16 protein-coding genes are annotated in these 18,646 nt (G+C 43.6%); 6 read left to right on the plus strand and 10 right to left on the minus strand.

Going from position 1 to position 18,646, the window contains the following annotated elements:
• Window positions 1-2 precede the first annotated feature (2 nt).
• The 6 genes from MgSA37_RS06680 to MgSA37_RS06705 all read right to left on the minus strand — a co-directional run bounded on the left by MgSA37_RS06680 (window position 3) and on the right by MgSA37_RS06705 (window position 7,574).
• Entirely contained in the window at window positions 3-557 is a 555-nt protein-coding gene (locus MgSA37_RS06680; RefSeq protein ID WP_096350626.1) for a DUF6886 family protein, read from the minus strand.
• A gap of 70 nt (window positions 558-627) precedes the next feature.
• Window positions 628-1,452 (minus strand): tyrosine-protein phosphatase, encoded by an 825-nt coding sequence (locus tag MgSA37_RS06685; protein WP_157750476.1) that lies wholly within the window; start codon window positions 1,450-1,452, stop codon window positions 628-630.
• Between the two features lie 83 nt (window positions 1,453-1,535).
• Window positions 1,536-3,149 (minus strand): SusD/RagB family nutrient-binding outer membrane lipoprotein, encoded by a 1,614-nt coding sequence (locus MgSA37_RS06690; RefSeq protein ID WP_096350629.1) that lies wholly within the window; start codon window positions 3,147-3,149, stop codon window positions 1,536-1,538.
• Window positions 3,150-3,177: 28 nt separating this feature from the next.
• Window positions 3,178-6,429 (minus strand): SusC/RagA family TonB-linked outer membrane protein, encoded by a 3,252-nt coding sequence (locus tag MgSA37_RS06695; protein ID WP_096350630.1) that lies wholly within the window; start codon window positions 6,427-6,429, stop codon window positions 3,178-3,180.
• A gap of 384 nt (window positions 6,430-6,813) precedes the next feature.
• On the minus strand, window positions 6,814-7,200 hold the full coding sequence (locus tag MgSA37_RS06700) for a hypothetical protein (RefSeq protein ID WP_096350632.1): 387 nt from the start codon (window positions 7,198-7,200) through the stop codon (window positions 6,814-6,816).
• A 104-nt stretch (window positions 7,201-7,304) separates the two neighbouring features.
• The gene (locus MgSA37_RS06705; protein ID WP_157750477.1) at window positions 7,305-7,574 is read right to left on the minus strand and encodes a hypothetical protein; all 270 of its coding nucleotides are present in this window, start codon (window positions 7,572-7,574) and stop codon (window positions 7,305-7,307) included.
• A gap of 317 nt (window positions 7,575-7,891) precedes the next feature.
• On the opposite strand from MgSA37_RS06705, the gene MgSA37_RS06710 reads away from it, so the two are divergent.
• Window positions 7,892-9,268: an aspartate kinase gene (locus tag MgSA37_RS06710; RefSeq protein ID WP_096350636.1), complete on the plus strand. Its 1,377-nt coding sequence runs from the start codon at window positions 7,892-7,894 to the stop codon at window positions 9,266-9,268.
• 119 nt (window positions 9,269-9,387) lie between these two features.
• On the opposite strand, the gene araA is transcribed toward MgSA37_RS06710, so the two are convergent.
• The 4 genes from araA to MgSA37_RS06730 all read right to left on the minus strand — a co-directional run bounded on the left by araA (window position 9,388) and on the right by MgSA37_RS06730 (window position 14,167).
• Entirely contained in the window at window positions 9,388-10,878 is a 1,491-nt protein-coding gene (gene araA / locus MgSA37_RS06715; protein WP_096350637.1) for an L-arabinose isomerase, read from the minus strand.
• Between the two features lie 67 nt (window positions 10,879-10,945).
• Entirely contained in the window at window positions 10,946-11,644 is a 699-nt protein-coding gene (locus MgSA37_RS06720; RefSeq protein ID WP_096350639.1) for an L-ribulose-5-phosphate 4-epimerase, read from the minus strand.
• Between the two features lie 2 nt (window positions 11,645-11,646).
• Entirely contained in the window at window positions 11,647-13,359 is a 1,713-nt protein-coding gene (locus tag MgSA37_RS06725) for a ribulokinase (protein ID WP_096350640.1), read from the minus strand.
• A gap of 100 nt (window positions 13,360-13,459) precedes the next feature.
• Entirely contained in the window at window positions 13,460-14,167 is a 708-nt protein-coding gene (locus MgSA37_RS06730; RefSeq protein ID WP_096350642.1) for an NUDIX hydrolase, read from the minus strand.
• A gap of 322 nt (window positions 14,168-14,489) precedes the next feature.
• Here MgSA37_RS06730 and MgSA37_RS06735 point away from each other — a divergent pair, with 322 nt between their 5' ends.
• From MgSA37_RS06735 to MgSA37_RS06755, 5 genes are all read left to right on the plus strand, one after another.
• Window positions 14,490-15,614, plus strand: a complete 1,125-nt coding sequence (locus MgSA37_RS06735) for an ABC transporter permease (protein ID WP_096357314.1) — start codon at window positions 14,490-14,492, stop codon at window positions 15,612-15,614.
• Between the two features lie 44 nt (window positions 15,615-15,658).
• Complete coding sequence (locus MgSA37_RS06740) at window positions 15,659-16,894, plus strand: PP2C family protein-serine/threonine phosphatase (protein WP_232010795.1); 1,236 nt, start codon at window positions 15,659-15,661, stop codon at window positions 16,892-16,894.
• A gap of 57 nt (window positions 16,895-16,951) precedes the next feature.
• Window positions 16,952-17,305: a hypothetical protein gene (locus MgSA37_RS06745; RefSeq protein ID WP_157750478.1), complete on the plus strand. Its 354-nt coding sequence runs from the start codon at window positions 16,952-16,954 to the stop codon at window positions 17,303-17,305.
• A gap of 241 nt (window positions 17,306-17,546) precedes the next feature.
• Window positions 17,547-17,975: a hypothetical protein gene (locus MgSA37_RS06750; RefSeq protein WP_096350647.1), complete on the plus strand. Its 429-nt coding sequence runs from the start codon at window positions 17,547-17,549 to the stop codon at window positions 17,973-17,975.
• Window positions 17,976-18,015: 40 nt separating this feature from the next.
• Window positions 18,016-18,618: a ribonuclease HII gene (locus MgSA37_RS06755; RefSeq protein WP_096350649.1), complete on the plus strand. Its 603-nt coding sequence runs from the start codon at window positions 18,016-18,018 to the stop codon at window positions 18,616-18,618.
• The last annotated feature ends 28 nt before the right edge of the window (window positions 18,619-18,646 follow it).

The raw sequence follows: 18,646 nt of genomic DNA on the forward strand, positions 1-18,646 counted from the left end.
TATTATTTCAGCGCCGCATTCCGCATCCTGATATTTGAAAAATTAAGGGTTGATTTACTTACATCTTCTGCCAGCCGAACAAGTGATGGCATAAAACGAAGTTCAATATTTCTGCTTAATAACGCGGACAAAATATCGCTGACAGGAATGACCGATTGAGGGACAGCAGGCTGGTAAGAAACATAATAACCGGCACTTTCATCTATCAGTTCAAAATTATCGCTTAAAAATTCGTAGCAGTAGAGCCTGGTTTCCATTACCCGCTGGTACCAACCTGATTCGATACACACAAAAAATTCAGCGGCAGATGACCCGATAAATTTTTCTTTGTCTGCTTTGGCGGTTTTTGTACCGGCATAATAAGTTACCCGCGGGCAATCACGTGGCAACAGGTAATTGTGCAGCAAATTACCTGCGATAGCAAAAACTACATCTCCCTTAATGTCAGCGAACGGGGAGGGTGACGGCCTGGGTTTAAAGATCCGTATACGGGGCTCTTCGCTCACATGGAAAAGCCGTTTTGAAGCGTTTAACAAATCGGGTTGACCTGGTAACATAACCAAATGTATATGAAATTCTTATGCAGCCACAACTTACCCTGTTTTTTTGATACCGGGTAATTATAAGCTATTCCAGGAATTTCTTTTTAAGCATGGCAATCTTAGTATCATCTAAACCGATTTCGGTCCTCAAATAATTATCAACGGAGCCATATTTTAGGGTAATCGCATTAAATGTGGCATCAAGATCCTCTTTATTAACGCCGGCCATATCCGACGCAACCTGTTGGTCTATATGCATAAAATTCACCATCTGGTTAATCATTTTGGTATTCGCATCTTTACGGTAATAATTTGACGCCAGGTAATCGCTCATGATCGTTTCGTACGGTACACCCAGGCTGTATAAAAGTAAAGCGGCGCCAATACCGGTACGGTCTTTACCTGCAGTGCAATGGAAAACCAGGCTTTGCCCAACAGGTAACCCCAGTAATTTATCAAAAAACGGTTTGTAACGGGCCGCCAGCGAATCTGTTTTGCTGTAATAAACTACCATTAATGAATCTCCGGCAGTGCCTTTTGCATGCGCGATGCTCTTCATCCAGTCATTCAGGCTATTATTGCTTCCTGCCGGGCATAAAATATAATCCATGCCGGGGTTAAGTTTATCAGGCGCCTGTGCCGATTCCTGCCGGCCGCGCAGGTCCACATCATAATTGATATTCTTTTGCTTCAGGATGGCCAGGTCGGCATCGGTTAATTTGCTGATGTCCGCGCTGCGGTAAACTTCGCCCCATTTAACATGGTGACCATCAGCAGTTGCATAACCACCCAGATCGCGAAAATTGGCGGCGCCCTGTAAAACTACATGCCTTTTGGCGCTGTCAGCTACCTGTGCGTTTGAAATTGAATAAAAACAAATGGCGCTAAATAATAAAAGATACTTTTTCATAATTAATGGAATTAAAATTTGCATTAAACTAAAAAAGCAGGGGTCCCGGCTAAGTCCCCTGCTCAAAATATAAATTATTTATCCTATTTAGTAAGCCAGGTATCTTTAGTCGGGTCGTCCGTACCGCCAAATTGCGATTGGATAGCCGACTGGTAATTTGCTGTGTTATAGGATGCTTCGTTAGCCGGATATAACCAACGACGCGGGATCAGGTTATTCGCAGTTCCGATACCAGGGCCGCCCTGGCTAAATGCCGGGATACCGTTTGGATTGGTCGTGCTAACAGATCTTCTCCATTGAAAAAACGATTCGAAGCCTGAGTTAAGGTGCATCGCCACATAACGCTGGGTAAATATTTGCGCTAAACCAGTTGCGTTGTCGCCGGCGTAGGCTACGTTGCCTATAAAAGCGCCAAGGTTTACGGTCGCGGTGCCTAAAGCAGCGCCTGTATAGTCGGCAATTTGCAGGGTTTCGCCGTCAGTAATTTTGTACAATGCTAAAGAAGCATTTATACCATTGGTATACCATGCCGCTGAGCTTGGTCCCGATACCCAGCCTCTGTTTATTGCTTCAGCTATATTAAAACACATTTCGGGGTAGCCGATAAAAACAAATGGCTCGGCATTTGCGCCGTTATAAGCGCCGGGCAGTGCAAAGTAACGGTTGTAATTGGAATGCGAATAGTTGTTAAATGAAATTGCCTGTAATGAACTCACCGATTGATTATCATCCACCCCAACGAATGAGGCAAAGCTACCGGGCGCATTACCGGCTTGTACCTGGCTGATAGCTGGTGTTGCAACTACCAAAAGGCGCGGATCCTGGTTAGGCGCTGTTGCGTTTAAATAAGGCAAGCCTATACCGTCATATGAGTTATAAGGTTGTAAACCAAGGTTAAGTGTTGCATAAGGATTAAACGCCTGGTTGTACACATAAACCAAATTGTCTGCATTGCCTGTCATAATAGGGTAAGTGCTTGAGGCACCGTTTACAATAGCAGCAAATTTTTGCGGTATCTGAAGATCGGCATTGTCACCTGCTCTTTTGCTTAAGCTGATTAATACCCTTAATGTATAAGTATTGATCAATTTTTGCCATTGCAAATTGGTTAAACCAAATATATCACCTTTGTCTAAAACAGTGTTAGGACTAGCAGCAGCGATGGGCGCTAAAATAGCATTTGCGTTATCAAGCATTGCCAAGGCAGCTTTATAAACGTCATGCTGGGTATCGTATTTAGGCGTCAGGATAGAAGCACTGCCCGCCTGTGAAAAAGGGATGTCACCTACGCGCTGTGATAACCAGATGCCGGCATAAGCCTTAAAAAACTGGCTTAAAGCGTAATATTTATTGGTTGTATTTCCAAGCTGGGTAGTGGATTGTGTTTGTAGGGCGATAGCATACTTTAATATATCGTAGCTGTCTTCGGTATTACCAAAGTTATAATTGTTGTTGCCAAAGTAATACACATACGTAGATAATACGTCCTGAGACGACTTTGAACCGGTAGAAAATGGTTGCTCATCGTTGCGGATAAGCTTGGCGGTGATGTGGTTCAAAATAAGTGTTGCCGGAACAACGCCATTTGACGATGCCACGTTAGGATTATCAACCAGGTCGCCTTTCTGGCACCCGGTTATTGCAGCCATGCCTGCTGTTAACAGCAGTGCTAATGGTAAAAATGATTTTATTTTCATAAATTTCTTTTTTGATCAATTAAACAATTTAGAATGTTAAATGGATGTTAAGACCGTAGCGACGCGCTGTCGGACTCGCTAAATCTGAGCCGCCGCTGCCACCCACCAAAGTTCTTGAGCTTGCATCGTAACCCGATGCGTATTGATCAAGATCGATATCTTTGCGTGCTGCGAAATACAATAAGTTTCTGCCTACAATTGAAAAGGATGCTTTTTTAATGAATGTACCCTGTAATAATTTTGAAGGAAGCGAGTAACCGATAGTTGCTTCGCGCAATTTTGCATATGAACGGCTGATCATATAGTACTCGTCAAAGTTACCACCCAAACCGCTGGAGATATAACCCTGAACGGTTACTGCGGTAGTATTAGGTGCAAAGGTTAACTGGCTTAGGTTAGTTATTACGCCGCCCGGGCCATAAGTTGGTGTCCCCGAAACCAGTGTAACACCTGGGCCAACATAGGCCGGGGTTGCACTTTTAGTGCCCTCTGCAGTGCTGTTCCATTCAGCCAAACGCGCAGCGCCGTAAGCGCCGGAAGCACTTTCAACGGCGGTGCCGCCGTTCATTGCATGGTAATAAGTATAATCGTAGGTTTTACCGCCGATACGTCCGTCAAACTGGAAGCTAAGGCTCCAGTTTTGGTAGGTAAAATGGTTGGTAATGCCAAACGCGAAACTTGGATCGGCGTAGCCTAATAAGCCCAATTGCGCGTTATTGCTCTGTCCTGGCGCCTGTATGGGGGCTCCACCGCTGTTGATGATGTTTCCGCTGCCATCGCGTACAAATTTTGTACCGTAGATAGCGTCCAAACGGTCGCCAATATGGTACAGGTGGTTATTTTGATACAAACCTGTTTCACCTCCGTAAATAGAAGCAAGGGTTTCTTTATAATTTGAATAGTTGATGTTTACATCCCAGTTTAAACCATCTTTGCTTCTTAATGGGGAGCCTACCAGTTCCAATTCAACACCTTTCTTTTTGGTAGTAACACCGTTTACAATCTGCGAGCTGAATGTAGTTGAAGATGCAACCGGTAACGAGAAAATGTTTGGACCGTTGGTTGTTGTAAAATAGGTAGCATTTAAGCCCAGCCTGTTGCCGATAAATTTAAGGTCGGCGCCAAACTCGTATGATTTTACGTCATAAGGTTTGATGCTGGCATTGGCAATAGTGTTTGAAAGATTTACAGACGGCGAACCATTGTAATAAGTAGTTGGTGACACCGAGCTTGAGTTTACATAATTGGGGCCATTATAAGGTGTAAAGTGCTCGGTACTATAACCCAATAAACTACCTATACTATTGCCGGTTACAGCGGCGTATGCCGATGGGATATAAGGATTGGTTAATGCGCCCTTAACATCAGCGAATGACCCCCTTACCTTAAAGAATGAAATGAATTCAGGCAATTTAACATAATCGTTTACCACCGAGCTTACCGATACCGAAGGGTAGAAATAGGTGTTGTTGCTGGATGGCAGGGTAGAGATATTATCAACACGACCTGTTGTATTGATATTAATGTAATTTTTGTAGCCAAGATCGACAGAGTAGTAAGCACTGTTAACCTGCATTTTTGAATTGAAGTTATAGCTCAGGATAGGATTCGTTGAGTTATCCAGGTTATAAACGTTTGGTAATGAAAGGTCTTTTGTGGTTGCCCAGTTGGACAGGTACCTGAAAGAACGCTCGTTTGCACCTGCTAAAGCACTGATATTAAAATTCCTGATCTTTTTGTTATAATTTACGGTAACGTCGGTATTGTTTTCCAACAGGTTACGCTGATCCTGCCTGTAATCACCATACCATCCGAAATAATACCATGGCAGGTACTGGTTTAAGTTGGTAGACGAAGGCACATCTTCTGTATTCAGTTCGTTATAAGTATCCAATGAGCTGCGCAAGGCTACACTCAGGTCGTTATTGAATTTGTAAGTTAACCGTAATGACCCGTTAACTACCTGGTTATCCCTGCCTTTAAGCCATTTTTTTGCCTGGAACCAGGGGTTGTTTTCGCGGCCGTATTCCTGGGCATATTGTACCAGGTTAGGCACACCCTGCGGGCCCTGGTAAATGTTCTTTAATGCGTTTATATCGTAATCTGATGATCCGTAAACAAAAAACTCGTAAGCGTAGCTATTCGGGCCATAGCTCACGTCGGGAATGTTTGGCGAGTATTGTAAGTTTAAGTTTAAATCACCATCCAAACGTAACTTTGGCGTGATGTCATATCCCGCTGAAATTTTGAAGTTATCGATATTCAGTTTGGTATTCGGGAAATCGCCCTGCTGATACGTATGCCCGTAAGACAAACGCATATCATAATTCGATCCGCTGGCGGACAATGACACTGAATTTGTGCTGGTATAACCGGTTTGTACGAAGTTATTAAAGTTATTAATTCCGCGTGCAGCCCACGGAGTAGGTGTTCTTACACCGGTAACCGTATTGTAGGGGCTATCAAACTGAGTTGTTTGAAAAACGCCGTCAAAACGCGGCCCCCATTCGGGTAAGCGCTGGTTATTGTCATACAACTGGTTGCCGTATGCGTAGGCAAATTTGGTTCCACGGCCGTATTCATACTGATCCTTTGGTAACACCAGGAAGCCTTTTTCTGCTTCAAGGGTGCTGTTTATATCAATTTGCCAGCCTTTTTTGTCTTTAGTTCCATGTTTAGTCGTGATAATAATAGCGCCATTAATACCCCTCGATCCATAAAGTGCCGCAGCGTTGGGGCCTTTTAAAACGGTATAAGTATCAACGTCATCCTGGTTAAAGTCATAAGTATTCGATTCTACCGGCTCGCCGTCTATCACATACAATATGTCTTTGCTGCCGCGCAAAACAACTGTCGGTGCGCCAAAAAACTCTGAGCTGGCACCTATAGTCAAACCGGCAACTTTACCGGCCATCGAGTTGAGCGGATTGGCATCGCGCGCTGTGGTTAATTCATCACCGCTGATTTGTGATTGCGAATAGCCAAGTTTCTGAAACTCTTTCTTTACGCCGAGGGCGGTAATTACTACTTCATTTAATGCTTTATTATCCTGAAATAATTGTACCGACAAATTTGTCTCGTTTACAACAATTTCCTGGGTAATAAAACCAATTGATTTGAAAACCAGTGTCTGTCCTTTGTCAACGGACAAGGTAAACCTGCCTTCTACACCTGTCAGGGTTCCTCTATCGGTACCCTTTATAAATATGCTTACTCCGGGCAATGGCTGGTTATTGTTATCCAAAACAATACCCCTTACCGGGAGGTTTTGCGCATGCATCTTGCCGCAAAACGAAAACACAATTACCAGTGTTAATAGTAATCGCGAAAATCTTAGTAAACTTTTTTCATGTGGGTTTTTATTTATCTGCGACAAAACTACCCGGGGTGTATTATGAAATCATGCCTGGAACAATAACAAAAAGTTAACAAATACTAAACAAACAGGTAAAAAATCCACCTTTGTTAACAAGATTTTTCCCAAATGCCAATTAATTGACCGGAGGAAAATTTATTAACCAATAATAAATATTGCTAATTTCGAAATAGATGAACTTTCTGCTTGTCAGCAACCCTGATGATTGCAGTTATCGTTGAAGAAAATGTAAAAATATCCGGCTTAAATTGAAATCAGCTTTTGCCGGATATTTGTCACGGAAATCTTTTAAAGAGAGTATTTGATTTTCCGGCTGAATGGATGTTTTCTGATCTTTGCATATTTGGCAAGCATTGACAGATTGTGGCTTACGCTTTTATGCAGCCTTTGTAGTTCAAGTTCAGGTTCAAATTGATGTATCGCCTCCGCAATCTCATCCACCAGCATGGGTTTGCCTTCCCGGTGAAGGATGAACAGGATCTTGCTCCCATAAGTTAAGTTCGGGGTATACGATTTTGGTACCGTGTCATCAAAATTCACAGTATTGCCGGTTAAATTTCCGAATGGCATGCTTTTATCAATAAAAGCGTTCAACGCCAACTGTACCTTTTTAAGTTCGTATATCAATTGTGCCTCTTTATTTTTTAATTGTTGAATGATCAAATCGTCTGTCATCTTTTTAATATTAACATAATTGAACTGAAACCAAATAAATAACCATTACTGCGGCTATCAATCATTTTGCATTACACTAATTAGTGGCTAAAAAGTTCAAAAAATCAAATGCGCCAATTATTAAAAAAAACAATCCCCGGGTAGGGATCCGGCAGGGAAAAAATCGGTAAGAATAATAAATTTTGTTTGGGAAAGGAGAAGAAGACCGTAAAGAGCAACAGGAATAAAAAAGCAACAGCTGAAAAATCAGGAGCGGCCATTTTTTGAGTAATTACTCTTGGCCTGGATAAGAATTTTGATCTGACAGGGCCTTTTTTTGAAGCGATCGCATCAACCGGAGCGGCAGGTTTACCGCCCTGTTTCGCAAAAATCAACTTAATGGTTTGCGCCAGGTTTATTTCTGCAGTATCCCGGCTGCAAAGCACTACATAGCAACATGCAAATAGCGTGTACACCACAGCAATCAATAGTGCTATTTTTTTTTTGAGCGGAGAAATCATGGAAAAGCCTGATAAATACTTAACACATTGCTAACATAAGCAACTCTTTTATAGGATATGTTTACTTAATATTATCAAATAATTAATTTAATACCAGATAAATACATGCTGCCCGCCAAATTTTTCATTCCATTATATCATTAAGCCAAAAATTAATAGCTTAGGCGAAAAAAAGAGATCGGGATTTAAGCATGCTAACTGTTGAAAAAATAGGCGGGACGTCCATGAGCGCCCTGGGTGAAGTAATTGATAATATTGTTTTGTTTGAACGCTCTGCGGAGCGGTTGTATAACCGGGTACTGGTAGTATCGGCTTTTTCGGGGGTTACCAATATATTGCTTGAAGATAAAAAAACCGGTGCTCCCGGCGTTTACCACCAACTGGCCAAATACCAGGATTTTCACGGGCCGTTAAAAGAACTTGTATTAAAATTAAAGGCCATTAACCAGCGCTACACAGGGCTGGGGCTCGACCTTGATGTTGCCGACCGCTTTATTGAAAATCATGTGGCCCGCGCACAGGTGTACCTCGAAAATTTATCCAATATACTGGCGTCGGGTTATGTGAGCCAGGAAGGTATTTTGCTGGCGGCGAGAGAAATACTGGCCTCCATAGGCGAAACACATTCGGCATTTAACCTCACGCATATCTTACAGAACAAAGGCATCCGTGCAAAACTGATCGACCTGAGCGGCTTTGACGATCCCCGGCCGCTCACCATAGACCAGCGCATTAAAGAAGCATTTTCCACTGTGAACCTGGAAGACTGCCTTTGCATTGCCACCGGTTATGCCAAAGGCACCGAAGGTATTATGCGGGAATTTGACCGCGGTTATTCGGAAGTGACTTTCAGTAAGATTGCTGAGATCCTGAAACCGAAGGAGGCCATCATCCATAAGGAATACCACCTTTCCACCGCCGACCCTGCGCTTGTTGGGATTGAAAACTGCAAACCGGTGGGCTTTACCAATTATGATATAGCCGATCAACTGGCAGATGTGGGCATGGAAGCCATCCACCCAAAAGCATCAAAACCGCTCGAGATCAACGGGATCCACCTGCGGATCAAAAATACTTTTGAACCATCTCACCCGGGCACATTGATCACCCGGGAATATATCTCGGAACAGAAGAGGGTAGAGGTGATCACCGGGATGGATAAACTGGTAATGATAGATGCGTATGACCCCTTAATGGTTGGCAATGTAGGCAGTGACTTACAGATTATGAAATTGTTTCATAAACACGGCGTCAGCTATACATTTAAAGCCACCAGCGCCAACAGCATTTCGATAGTGATATGGGAAAGTGACTTTAATGATGCGTTGATAGGCGACCTGGAAGCAGTAGTGGAAAAGGTTACCGTTGAGCAAGTGGCCATGGTGTGCCTGCTGGGTACCAATATGGATCAGCCCGGTTTATTGGCGAAAAGCGCTGATGCACTCGCCAGCCATGATATTAACATAAAAAGCGTCGGAATGGCGTTAAGGAAAGTGAATATTCAGTTCCTGATCGCGCGGGAGGATTTTAAAACGGCCATTATTGCTTTAAATAAAGCAGTCGGTTAAGGCTGCCCGGTAATATAGCTAAGCCGAACAGACATGTTTTTGCTTCTTATTGAAATAGAGCGCGTAATAAAGAACAGGCATACAGGTTTTTACCCGGTATGCCTGTTTTGTTAAAGGGCTTATTTAAAGGCGGCCTCGTTCCACCGGATTTCATTGCGGAACTGATCAAGCCTGGTGTCTTTGCCAATGCGTAAAAATTCCAGCCCTGCCATATCTGCAAAATCCTGTAAATGTTCAGCCGTGAGGTTTTGGCTGTAGGCGGTATGATGGGCGCCCCCGGCATAGATCCACGCAGCGCATCCTGTTTTCATATCAGGAAGGGGTTTCCATAATACACGGGCAACTGGCAGGTTAGGCAGCTCATTTTGCGGCTCAACAGCTTCAACTTCGTTGATGAGCAGCCTGAAACGGTTGCCCATATCAATGATGGATGCATTTAATGCAGGCCCTCCGGCCACGTTAAACACCAGGCGGGCAGGATCGGCTTTGCCGCCAATACCCAGTGGGTGCACTTCAAGTGCTATTTTGCCGTTGGCTAACGAGCTGTCTATTTCGAGCATGTGCGAACCCAGCACCAGGTTATTATCCGGGTCAAAATGGTAGGTATAATCTTCCATAAAAGCATTGCCGCCTTTAAGCCCGCTGCCCATTACTTTAAATGCGCGAACGAGGGCGGCAGTCTTCCAGTCGCCTTCACCTGCAAAACCATAACCAGCCTCCATTAAGCGCTGGGCGGCAATACCCGGAAGCTGCACCATACCATGCAGGTCTTCAAAAGTATCCGTAAAACCTTTAAAGCCGCCAGTTTCTAAAAACGTGCGCAGGCCTATCTCAATCCTGGCAGCCTCGTAAACCGATGAGTGTTTTTCTCCGCCCTTACGCAGTGCCGCATCCATGCTATAAGTTGCTTCGTATTCGGTAACCAGCGCATCAATCGCTTCGTCGCTTACGGCATTGATTACGGCCACCAGGTCGCCTACGCCGTAGGTATTAACAGCGTAGCCAAATTTAAGTTCAGCTTCCACCTTATCACCCTCGGTAACCGCTACAAAGCGCATATTGTCGCCAAAGCGGGCAAATTTTGCACCCTGCCAGTCGTACCAGCCGGCTGCCGCCCTTGTCCAGGCATCAATTTGTGCCAATACTTCATTGTCTTGCCAATGGCCAACCACCACTTTCCGGTTTTTGCGCATGCGCGAAACAATGAATCCAAACTCACGGTCGCCATGGGCGCTTTGGTTTAAATTCATAAAGTCCATATCAATCGAACTCCAGGGGATATCGCGGTTAAATTGGGTATGCAGGTGGAGCATTGGTTTTTGCAGGATACTTAATCCGCGGATCCACATTTTTGCAGGCGAGAAGGTATGCATCCATGTAATAATACCAATACAGTTTTCGGCCCTGTTAGCCTCCATAAGGGTTTCATAAATTTCTTCCGTGCTCTTTACAATAGGTTTGTAAACAATACGAACGGGTATTTTTCCGGAAGCATCCATACCTGTGGCAATTTGCTGCGAATGTTCGGCAACAAGTTTAAGCGTTTCTTCGCCATAGAGATGCTGGCTGCCGGTGATAAACCAGACTTCAAATTTTTTCAGATCGATCATTACTCTTAGTTTATTTATTTATAATTTCAGTTTGACGGAGACGGCTGCGGTGATGGCGCTCCCTGTTTTATTGGCCGTAATACGAACGCGGGCCATGTTTTCGTTCAAAATGTTTTTTTATCAATGATGCCTTAAGCCGCTGTACTTCGGGGTTTATTTGTTCGGTTAAGAGGGCCATTTGGGCTACCGATTCCAATACAGCGCTGTTATAAACCGCTTTATCAGCCGTTTTCCCCCAGGTAAAAGGCGCGTGGTTGCCCACCAGGATCATTTCAATTTCCCGGTAATGCAGCCCGCGCTCATTCAGGCAATTGATGATCTGGTGGCCGGTTTCATGTTCATAATCACCCCGTATCATTTCATCATCCATCGGTGCCGCACATGGGATATCAACCGTAAGATGATCAGCATGGGTAGTACCATATATCGGGATATCCCGTTGCGACTGCGCCCAGGCAGTGGCGTAGGTAGAATGGGTATGTACAATTCCGTTTACACTTTCCCAATTTTTATAGAGAACGGCATGCGTTTTGGTATCGGATGAGGGCCTTAAACTGCCTTCGATCACCTTCCCTTCAAAATCCACGATCACCATTTTTTCCGGCGAAAGTTCCTTGTAGGGGACACCGCTTGGTTTAATTGCAAAAACGCCCAAACTTCTGTCGGCAGCGCTTACATTGCCAAAGGTAAACAGTACGAGGCCCAGCGCAGGCAATTGCATGTTTGCTTCAAAAGCTTCCTGCTTGATATGTTGATAAATGCCCATGATTACGCCTGGTATATTTTGTGTTCATTATTGGATGCTTTAACCGCTACCTGCCATTCCACAAATTTACCAAGGTCAGCATATTGCCGGTAGCGTTTGGTATATACTTCATTGAGTTGCTTATCCGGATAGTATTCCACATCAAAACCGCTGCCCATTGCTGCCATGGCATCTTCAACGGTAGGATAAATATCGGCAACAACTGCTGCAAACATGGCTGCACCCAAAGCGCAGGTATGTTCAAATTGATGGATGCGGATTGGCATTCCCAAAACATCTGCCATCATTTGCATTACAAATGGCGACTTTTTCGCTACGCCGCCAATGCCGATGATCCCTTTAACAGGTATGCCTTCCTGTATAAAACGGTCAACTATGCTTTTAGCGCCAAAACAAGTTGCTTCGGCTAGCGCACGAAAGATCTTTGGCGCATCGCTGCCCAGGTTTAACCCGGTAATGGCACTTTTAAGCGTTTGATCAGCATCAGGTGTCCGGCGGCCGTTAAGCCAATCTATCGCCAGTTCATTACTCGTGTCTATAGGTAACAATTGGGCCTGCCTGCTCAGCTCAGGTATAATACGGGCGCTGATTTCGTTTCGTAAAGCCTCTGCAGTTTTAGTATCTATAATTGCCGAATCTTTCAGCAAATTATTCAATGGCCATGAAATCACATTTTTAAACCAGGCATAGGTGTCGCCAAATGCTGATTGGCCGGCTTCCAGGCCGGTCATTCCGGGGATAACTGAGCCATTCACCTGTCCGCAGATCCCTTTTACCAATTTACCCTGCATTTCGGCAGTGGGGGCCACTAAAATATCACAGGTGGAAGTACCCATTACCTTACTGAGGTGATACGGTTCTATTTGTCCGCCTACGGCGCCCATGTGCGCGTCAAACGCCCCAACGCCCACAGCAACGTCCGTGGAGAGACCAAGCCGGTCGGCCCATTCTTTTGATAAATAGCCGGCTTTCTGATCAGACGTGAACGTATCGGTGAATAATCTTGAAGTAAAGCCTGTTAGCAATGGATCAAGAGACGAGAAAAATTCATCAGGAGGTAATCCTCCGAATTCTTCGGCCCAAAGGGCTTTATGCCCTGCGGAGCACCTGCCCCGCTTTATGTTACCTGCTCCGCTACCGCCGGTTAACAGGAAGGGGATCCAGTCGCAATGTTCCACCCAGGAATGGCATGCCTTGCGCACTTGTTCATCGGCTCTTAATATATGGAGTAATTTTGCCCAAAACCATTCGGACGAATAAATGCCGCCAACATATTTAAGGTAATTGATATCAAATTTGGTTGCATGTTCATTGATTTGTGCTGCTTCGTTAACCGAAGTATGGTCCTTCCAAAGAACGAACATCGCATTGGGATTATTTTCAAATCCCGGGGTAAGCGCCAATGGCACACCATTGCTGTCAACAGCCACCGGTGTCGACCCGGTGGTATCCACAGAGATGCCTTTAACCGCCCCGGCAACAGAGCCACCGGCTTTAGCAAGGCAATCTTTAATGGTGGTTTCCAAGCCCTCTATATAGTCAATGGGATGCTGCCTGAATTGGTTATCAGCAGCGTTGCAGTACAAACCATCCCGCCACCGGGGGTAATTAAATACCGAGGAAGCTATTTCGTTGCCATTTGTGGCATTGATCAGTACGGAGCGAACGGAGTCGGTGCCGTAGTCCACTCCAATCACAAATTGGTCCTTATTCATAATCGGTTGTATAATTCGTGTCAAAACAACACTTAATTATTTAAATAAACAAGTAATTGGTAAAAACATTTAAAGTGTTTCCGGGGAAACTATAAAGTTACTAAAGATGAAGCGTGTCCGGATTTGGGATGAAATTCAGAAACGCCTGAAATTTAGCATAATAATGCTGCATATTCAGCTGGTAATAGTACGCGCCCCGTTTTGACCCTGCTTTATCCTTATCGTTTAGCTTAATCAGCAGGCCGGTAGCCAATACCCGCTTGCTAAAGTTTCTTTTATCAATTGTGGTATTAAAAACGCTTTCGTAAAGTATTTGCAGCTGTGGAAGCGTGAATTTTTTGGGCAAAAGTTCAAATAATATAGGGTGTAAAGCAGCTTTATAACGAATCCGCCTTTTGGCGGCCTCTACCATTTCCTGGTGATCAAAAACCAACTTTGGAATACGTTTAAGCGGAAACCATTCGGCATGGTAATCGTTGCTCAGCTGTGTTTCGTATTGATGGATGTCAATGAGCGCAAAATAAGCCACAGACGCTGTTCTTTCAATAGGATCGCGGCCGGTGTCGCCGAAAGTATGCAATTGTTCCAGATAAACCCCATCTAAACCTGTTAGTTGTTTTAATATCCTGCTGGCGGCCTGGTCAATACTTTCACTTGGTTGTACAAAGCCTCCCATCAGGCTCCAGTTACCTTTTTCGGGTTGAAAGCCCCTTTTTATTAACAGAATCTTAAGCGTCTCACCGTCAAAACCAAAAATAATACAATCAACTGCTAATAATAGTCGGATCTGTTTTGAATACTTATGCATTTTTTAAAGACTGGGACAATAATCGGTAAGCAAATATAAATTTTTTTCGGCGCGGAGTAATTTATCAGGCGGTCACTTTTGTTAAAGGCGTGCCTTGTTTACCTTGCTATATCGTATATAAATGATTTCCACATCAATAATAGTAAGAATTATTTAAGTGTCCCTAATACAATAAAATATATGGCTTTGTTTTAGTGATATTTTAATAAGCGGATAGGGCTTATTTATAGTGATAGAATTTGCACCGGAGAAAAAACAAAGATCAAATTATCCGGGTCAATCAAGCACTCACAAAAATCCGTATCTTTATCCCAAAACAAGTTTGACTGATCTTAGCCCCTCGCAACGTACCTGGAAAGTGTTCAAGCGCAATAAAATTGCTGTTGCGGGGATGTTTTTTATCATCATGATTACCCTTACCGCCATATTGGGCTATTTGATAATGCCCGATTCGACCCCCATGGCCAACAACATGACGATACAGTTAAGTGTTAAAAAACCGGGGTCTGCATTTATGATGCTGCGCCTGCGAAAAACTGAACCGGTAGATACGGCGAACATCTTCGCTAAAATGCTCTTCGGGCAGCCATCTTTTTACCGGGATATCCCTATCACAGGTTACCGGTATGTGAAAGATTCAATTATAGTTAATGAATACATTGGTGCTGAAGATAAACCTGAACGGAAGGCATATTTTGCCCCGGCGGGCGGCGCCTACGGTTTAAAAACTCCCCTTTTAGGGGGCTGGGGGGCTTATCATCGAACTTTTTGGTTAGGTACAGATGTTTACGGACGCGATATGCTGAGCCGCCTGATATTGGGGAGCCGCATCTCATTAGCCGTTGGCTTAATGTCAGTTATCATCAGCCTGTTGCTTGGGGTTACTATAGGGGCGGTTGCCGGTTATTTTGGGGGGTGGATTGACGCTGCGCTAAGCTGGCTGATGAATATTTTATGGGCATTACCCGCATTGCTGCTGGTGATCGCCATTTCATTTGCCCTGGGGAAAGGCTTATGGCAAATATTTATTGCCGTAGGGTTATCCATGTGGGTTGAAGTGGCCCGTTTGGTGCGCGGGCAGGTAATGAGCCTTAAGCAGGTGGAGTTTGTAGAAGCTGCACGATCATTGGGTTTTAATAATACACGCATCATTTCGCGCCATATTTTGCCAAATATCGTTGGCCCGATATTGGTATTGGCGTCATCAAATTTTGCTTCGGCCATATTATTGGAGGCCGGGTTAAGCTTTTTGGGGTTTGGGGCGCAACCCCCTATGCCAACATGGGGAAGCATGATAAAAGAGCATTATGGCTACATTGTAATGGATTCGGCGTACCTGGCAATTATGCCCGGACTGGCGATCATGCTTTTGGTATACGCTTTTAATTTGGTTACGGTTGGATTGCGGGATGCATTCGATATAAAATCACAAAGTACCCGCATTTAAAAAAAAATGTTTTATTTTAGGCAGACCTTTTTAATTAACTGATATTGGATATTGACGAAATTTCAGCCGAGGACGAACTTATTCGCTTGTTGCTCAAAAGGCAGACAGAGTTAAACGCGTTACTTGAAGTTACCCAGGCTATTAACAAAGATACCCGTACACCGGTGCTGATACAAATGCTGCAGGTTATTTTAAAAAGTTACCTGCAGGTGGGCAAACTCCGTTTTTTAATTGAACGGGAGGGCAACTTTGTTTTGCTGTCAAAATATGGCGGGGACATTGAGCCTGTCGGCTCGCTGCATGTTGCCTGCCAAAAATTAAGCAAAGTAAAATGGCCGGAACCATTGGCCAACCACGAGGATTCCTTGCTTTGTACCTACGATTATTTCATCCCTATTTATCATAAAAAGAAGGCATTAGCCTATGCGCTGATCGGTGATTTTAACACCTCAAGCGAGTTGCTGAACAATGACCTGAACTTTATACAAACCGTGATCAACGTTATTGTGGTTGCGCTTGAAAATAAAAAATTGTTTAAGGAAAGGCTTGAATCTGAGCGTTTTCACCGGGAAATGGAATTGGCGGCCGAGGTGCAGAATATGCTGATTCCTTTGAAAACCTATAAAGACAGCAGTGTTGAGGTAAGTGCAAGATACATCCCCCACCAAAATATCGGGGGCGATTATTTTGATTTTATCCGGCTGAACAAGCATGAATTTTTATGGTGTATTGCTGATGTATCGGGTAAGGGAATTTCAGCCGCTTTGCTGATGGCAAATTTCCAGGCAAGTTTACGGGCATGGTCGGCTGTGGAAGATGATCTGACCAATGTTGTTGACCGGCTGAATAAGATTGTGATCAATAATACCAAAGGTGAACGTTTTATCACACTGTTTCTGGCTAAATACAACGAAAAAACAAGGAAACTCAATTATATCAACGCCGGGCACAACGCCACCATTTTATTGTCGCAGGGCGAAGCTATAACCCTGAAACTGGGCACTACCATGATTGGTGTTTTTGATGAGTTGCCGTTTATTAACCAGGGTGAAATAGATATTGAACCCGGCACGCTGATCGTAAATTATACAGATGGTTTGCTGGATCATGAATACTCCGCCGATAAAACCTGGGGCGAAGAAAGCCTGATCGATTTTGTAGATACTCATGGAACATCAGACCCTGACACCCTGAACGAACTGCTGATGGATCATATCAAGAAAGTGATCAAAGGCAAGCCAATTGATGATGTTACATTGCTGACGATGCGGATTTTTTAGGGGAGTTGTGGGAAGGTTATAATGTTGAAAAGTTGTAATGTTAAAAGGTTGGACGATATGCTATTTGCAAATATTTACATAAAATATGGCGGTTCGCTTGATGATTTAGCTATTTACGTAAAAAGTAAATTTAATATTGGAGATGTGAACCCATCGGGGAAGGAACAACATAGGGATGGTTTGAATGTCGGTGCAGGTGAATATTATTGCTTTGAATTACTTGGACTTGAACTAAATTTGGTTGTAAACCAGGGAGAAGTCTTAGAAGAAGAATATTCTGAATATCAATATTACTTGTATATAAAGCAGTTGACGGAGATTGAAGATGAAATATTTTCCGGTGTTATTCAGCTAATGGCTGAGGTTTTAAAAAGCAATGGTATATTACTGGCTATTGAATTATGTAAATAGCTAATTGCAATAATATAAAGCAGAAAATGTATTGTTTTCATTGCCGTTGGCTTCAGCCAACGGGTTAAAAAGAAGCATTCAAGGGCTTTAGCCCAATTATTATTTAGGCTAAAGCCATATTTCTTCCTCATTTGTTCCGTCCGCTAAAGCAGACGGCAATGGATGAAAAGCACTTTAATCCTTTCAACTATTACGACCTTTTTAGCTCTATAACAACTTCTCAAGGTGTCGATACGTAAAGATGATAAAAACGATTTTCAACAATAAATGGTTCCAATATTACCTGCCGGTTAGTCTTTCTTTATTTATGCTGTTTACTGAAAAACGGGCGGTTGCAGGCACCGATGGCGGTTATGACCGGCTGTTTGGTTTTCCGTTTCCGTATATTTCAAATAATTTTGGCTGTACCGGTTGTTTTGATGTTTACACCGGCGCTCTTATCCTCGATTTCTCTATTTACCTGCTTTTGATTTTATTAATTTTTAAGGGGACTGAAAAGTTGGGATTTAAATTGAAGATTCATTGGGCCCCGACAATAACTGGCTTGCTGATCAGCGGTTTTTGGATATTCTTTTTTTGCATGATTACGCAGGATAGCAAATTCAAATTAATCAACGACATCGATTACAAAACGACGCACATAGAGTTCGTTTTTAACCAATTTCCATAAACAGCACCATCCTAAGTATTCCAACTATTATATTTGCCAAATGTTGTTAAACAGGTATCAATTTGAATTACTGGAGGCCGGATGTGATGAAGCAGGGCGTGGCTGCCTGGCGGGGCCGGTATTTGCAGCTGCCGTTATACTCCCGGATGATTTCGAACATGATTTACTTAACGATTCCAAACAGTTAAACGAGCAAACCAGGTATCAATTGCGCGTTGAAATTGAACAAAAGGCTATTGCCTGGGCGGTTGCATCGGTTGATAATTTGGAGATCGACTCCATAAATATTCTTAACGCCTCTTTCCTGGCTATGCACAGGGCTATTGACCGGCTTAAACTTGCTCCGGAGTTTTTGATCATTGATGGCAATCGCTTTAATAAATATAAAACTACCCCTCACCAATGTATTGTGGAGGGGGATGCCAAATACCTGAGTATCGCGGCAGCATCTATTTTAGCTAAAACTTACCGGGATGATTATATGAAACAAATTGCCGCCGAACATCCCGAATATGACTGGCATAAAAATAAAGGCTATGCAACCGCAAAACACCGCGAAACAGTATTGGCGATCGGTTTTACACCCTATCACCGGCGTACCTTTAGGGTAACCGACCCTCAGCTGGATCTTTTTGATGAATAGTTTTTGGGGGAAAGAGTCAAGAATCAAG

The organism is Mucilaginibacter gotjawali, from assembly GCF_002355435.1.
GTDB lineage: Bacteria > Bacteroidota > Bacteroidia > Sphingobacteriales > Sphingobacteriaceae > Mucilaginibacter > Mucilaginibacter gotjawali.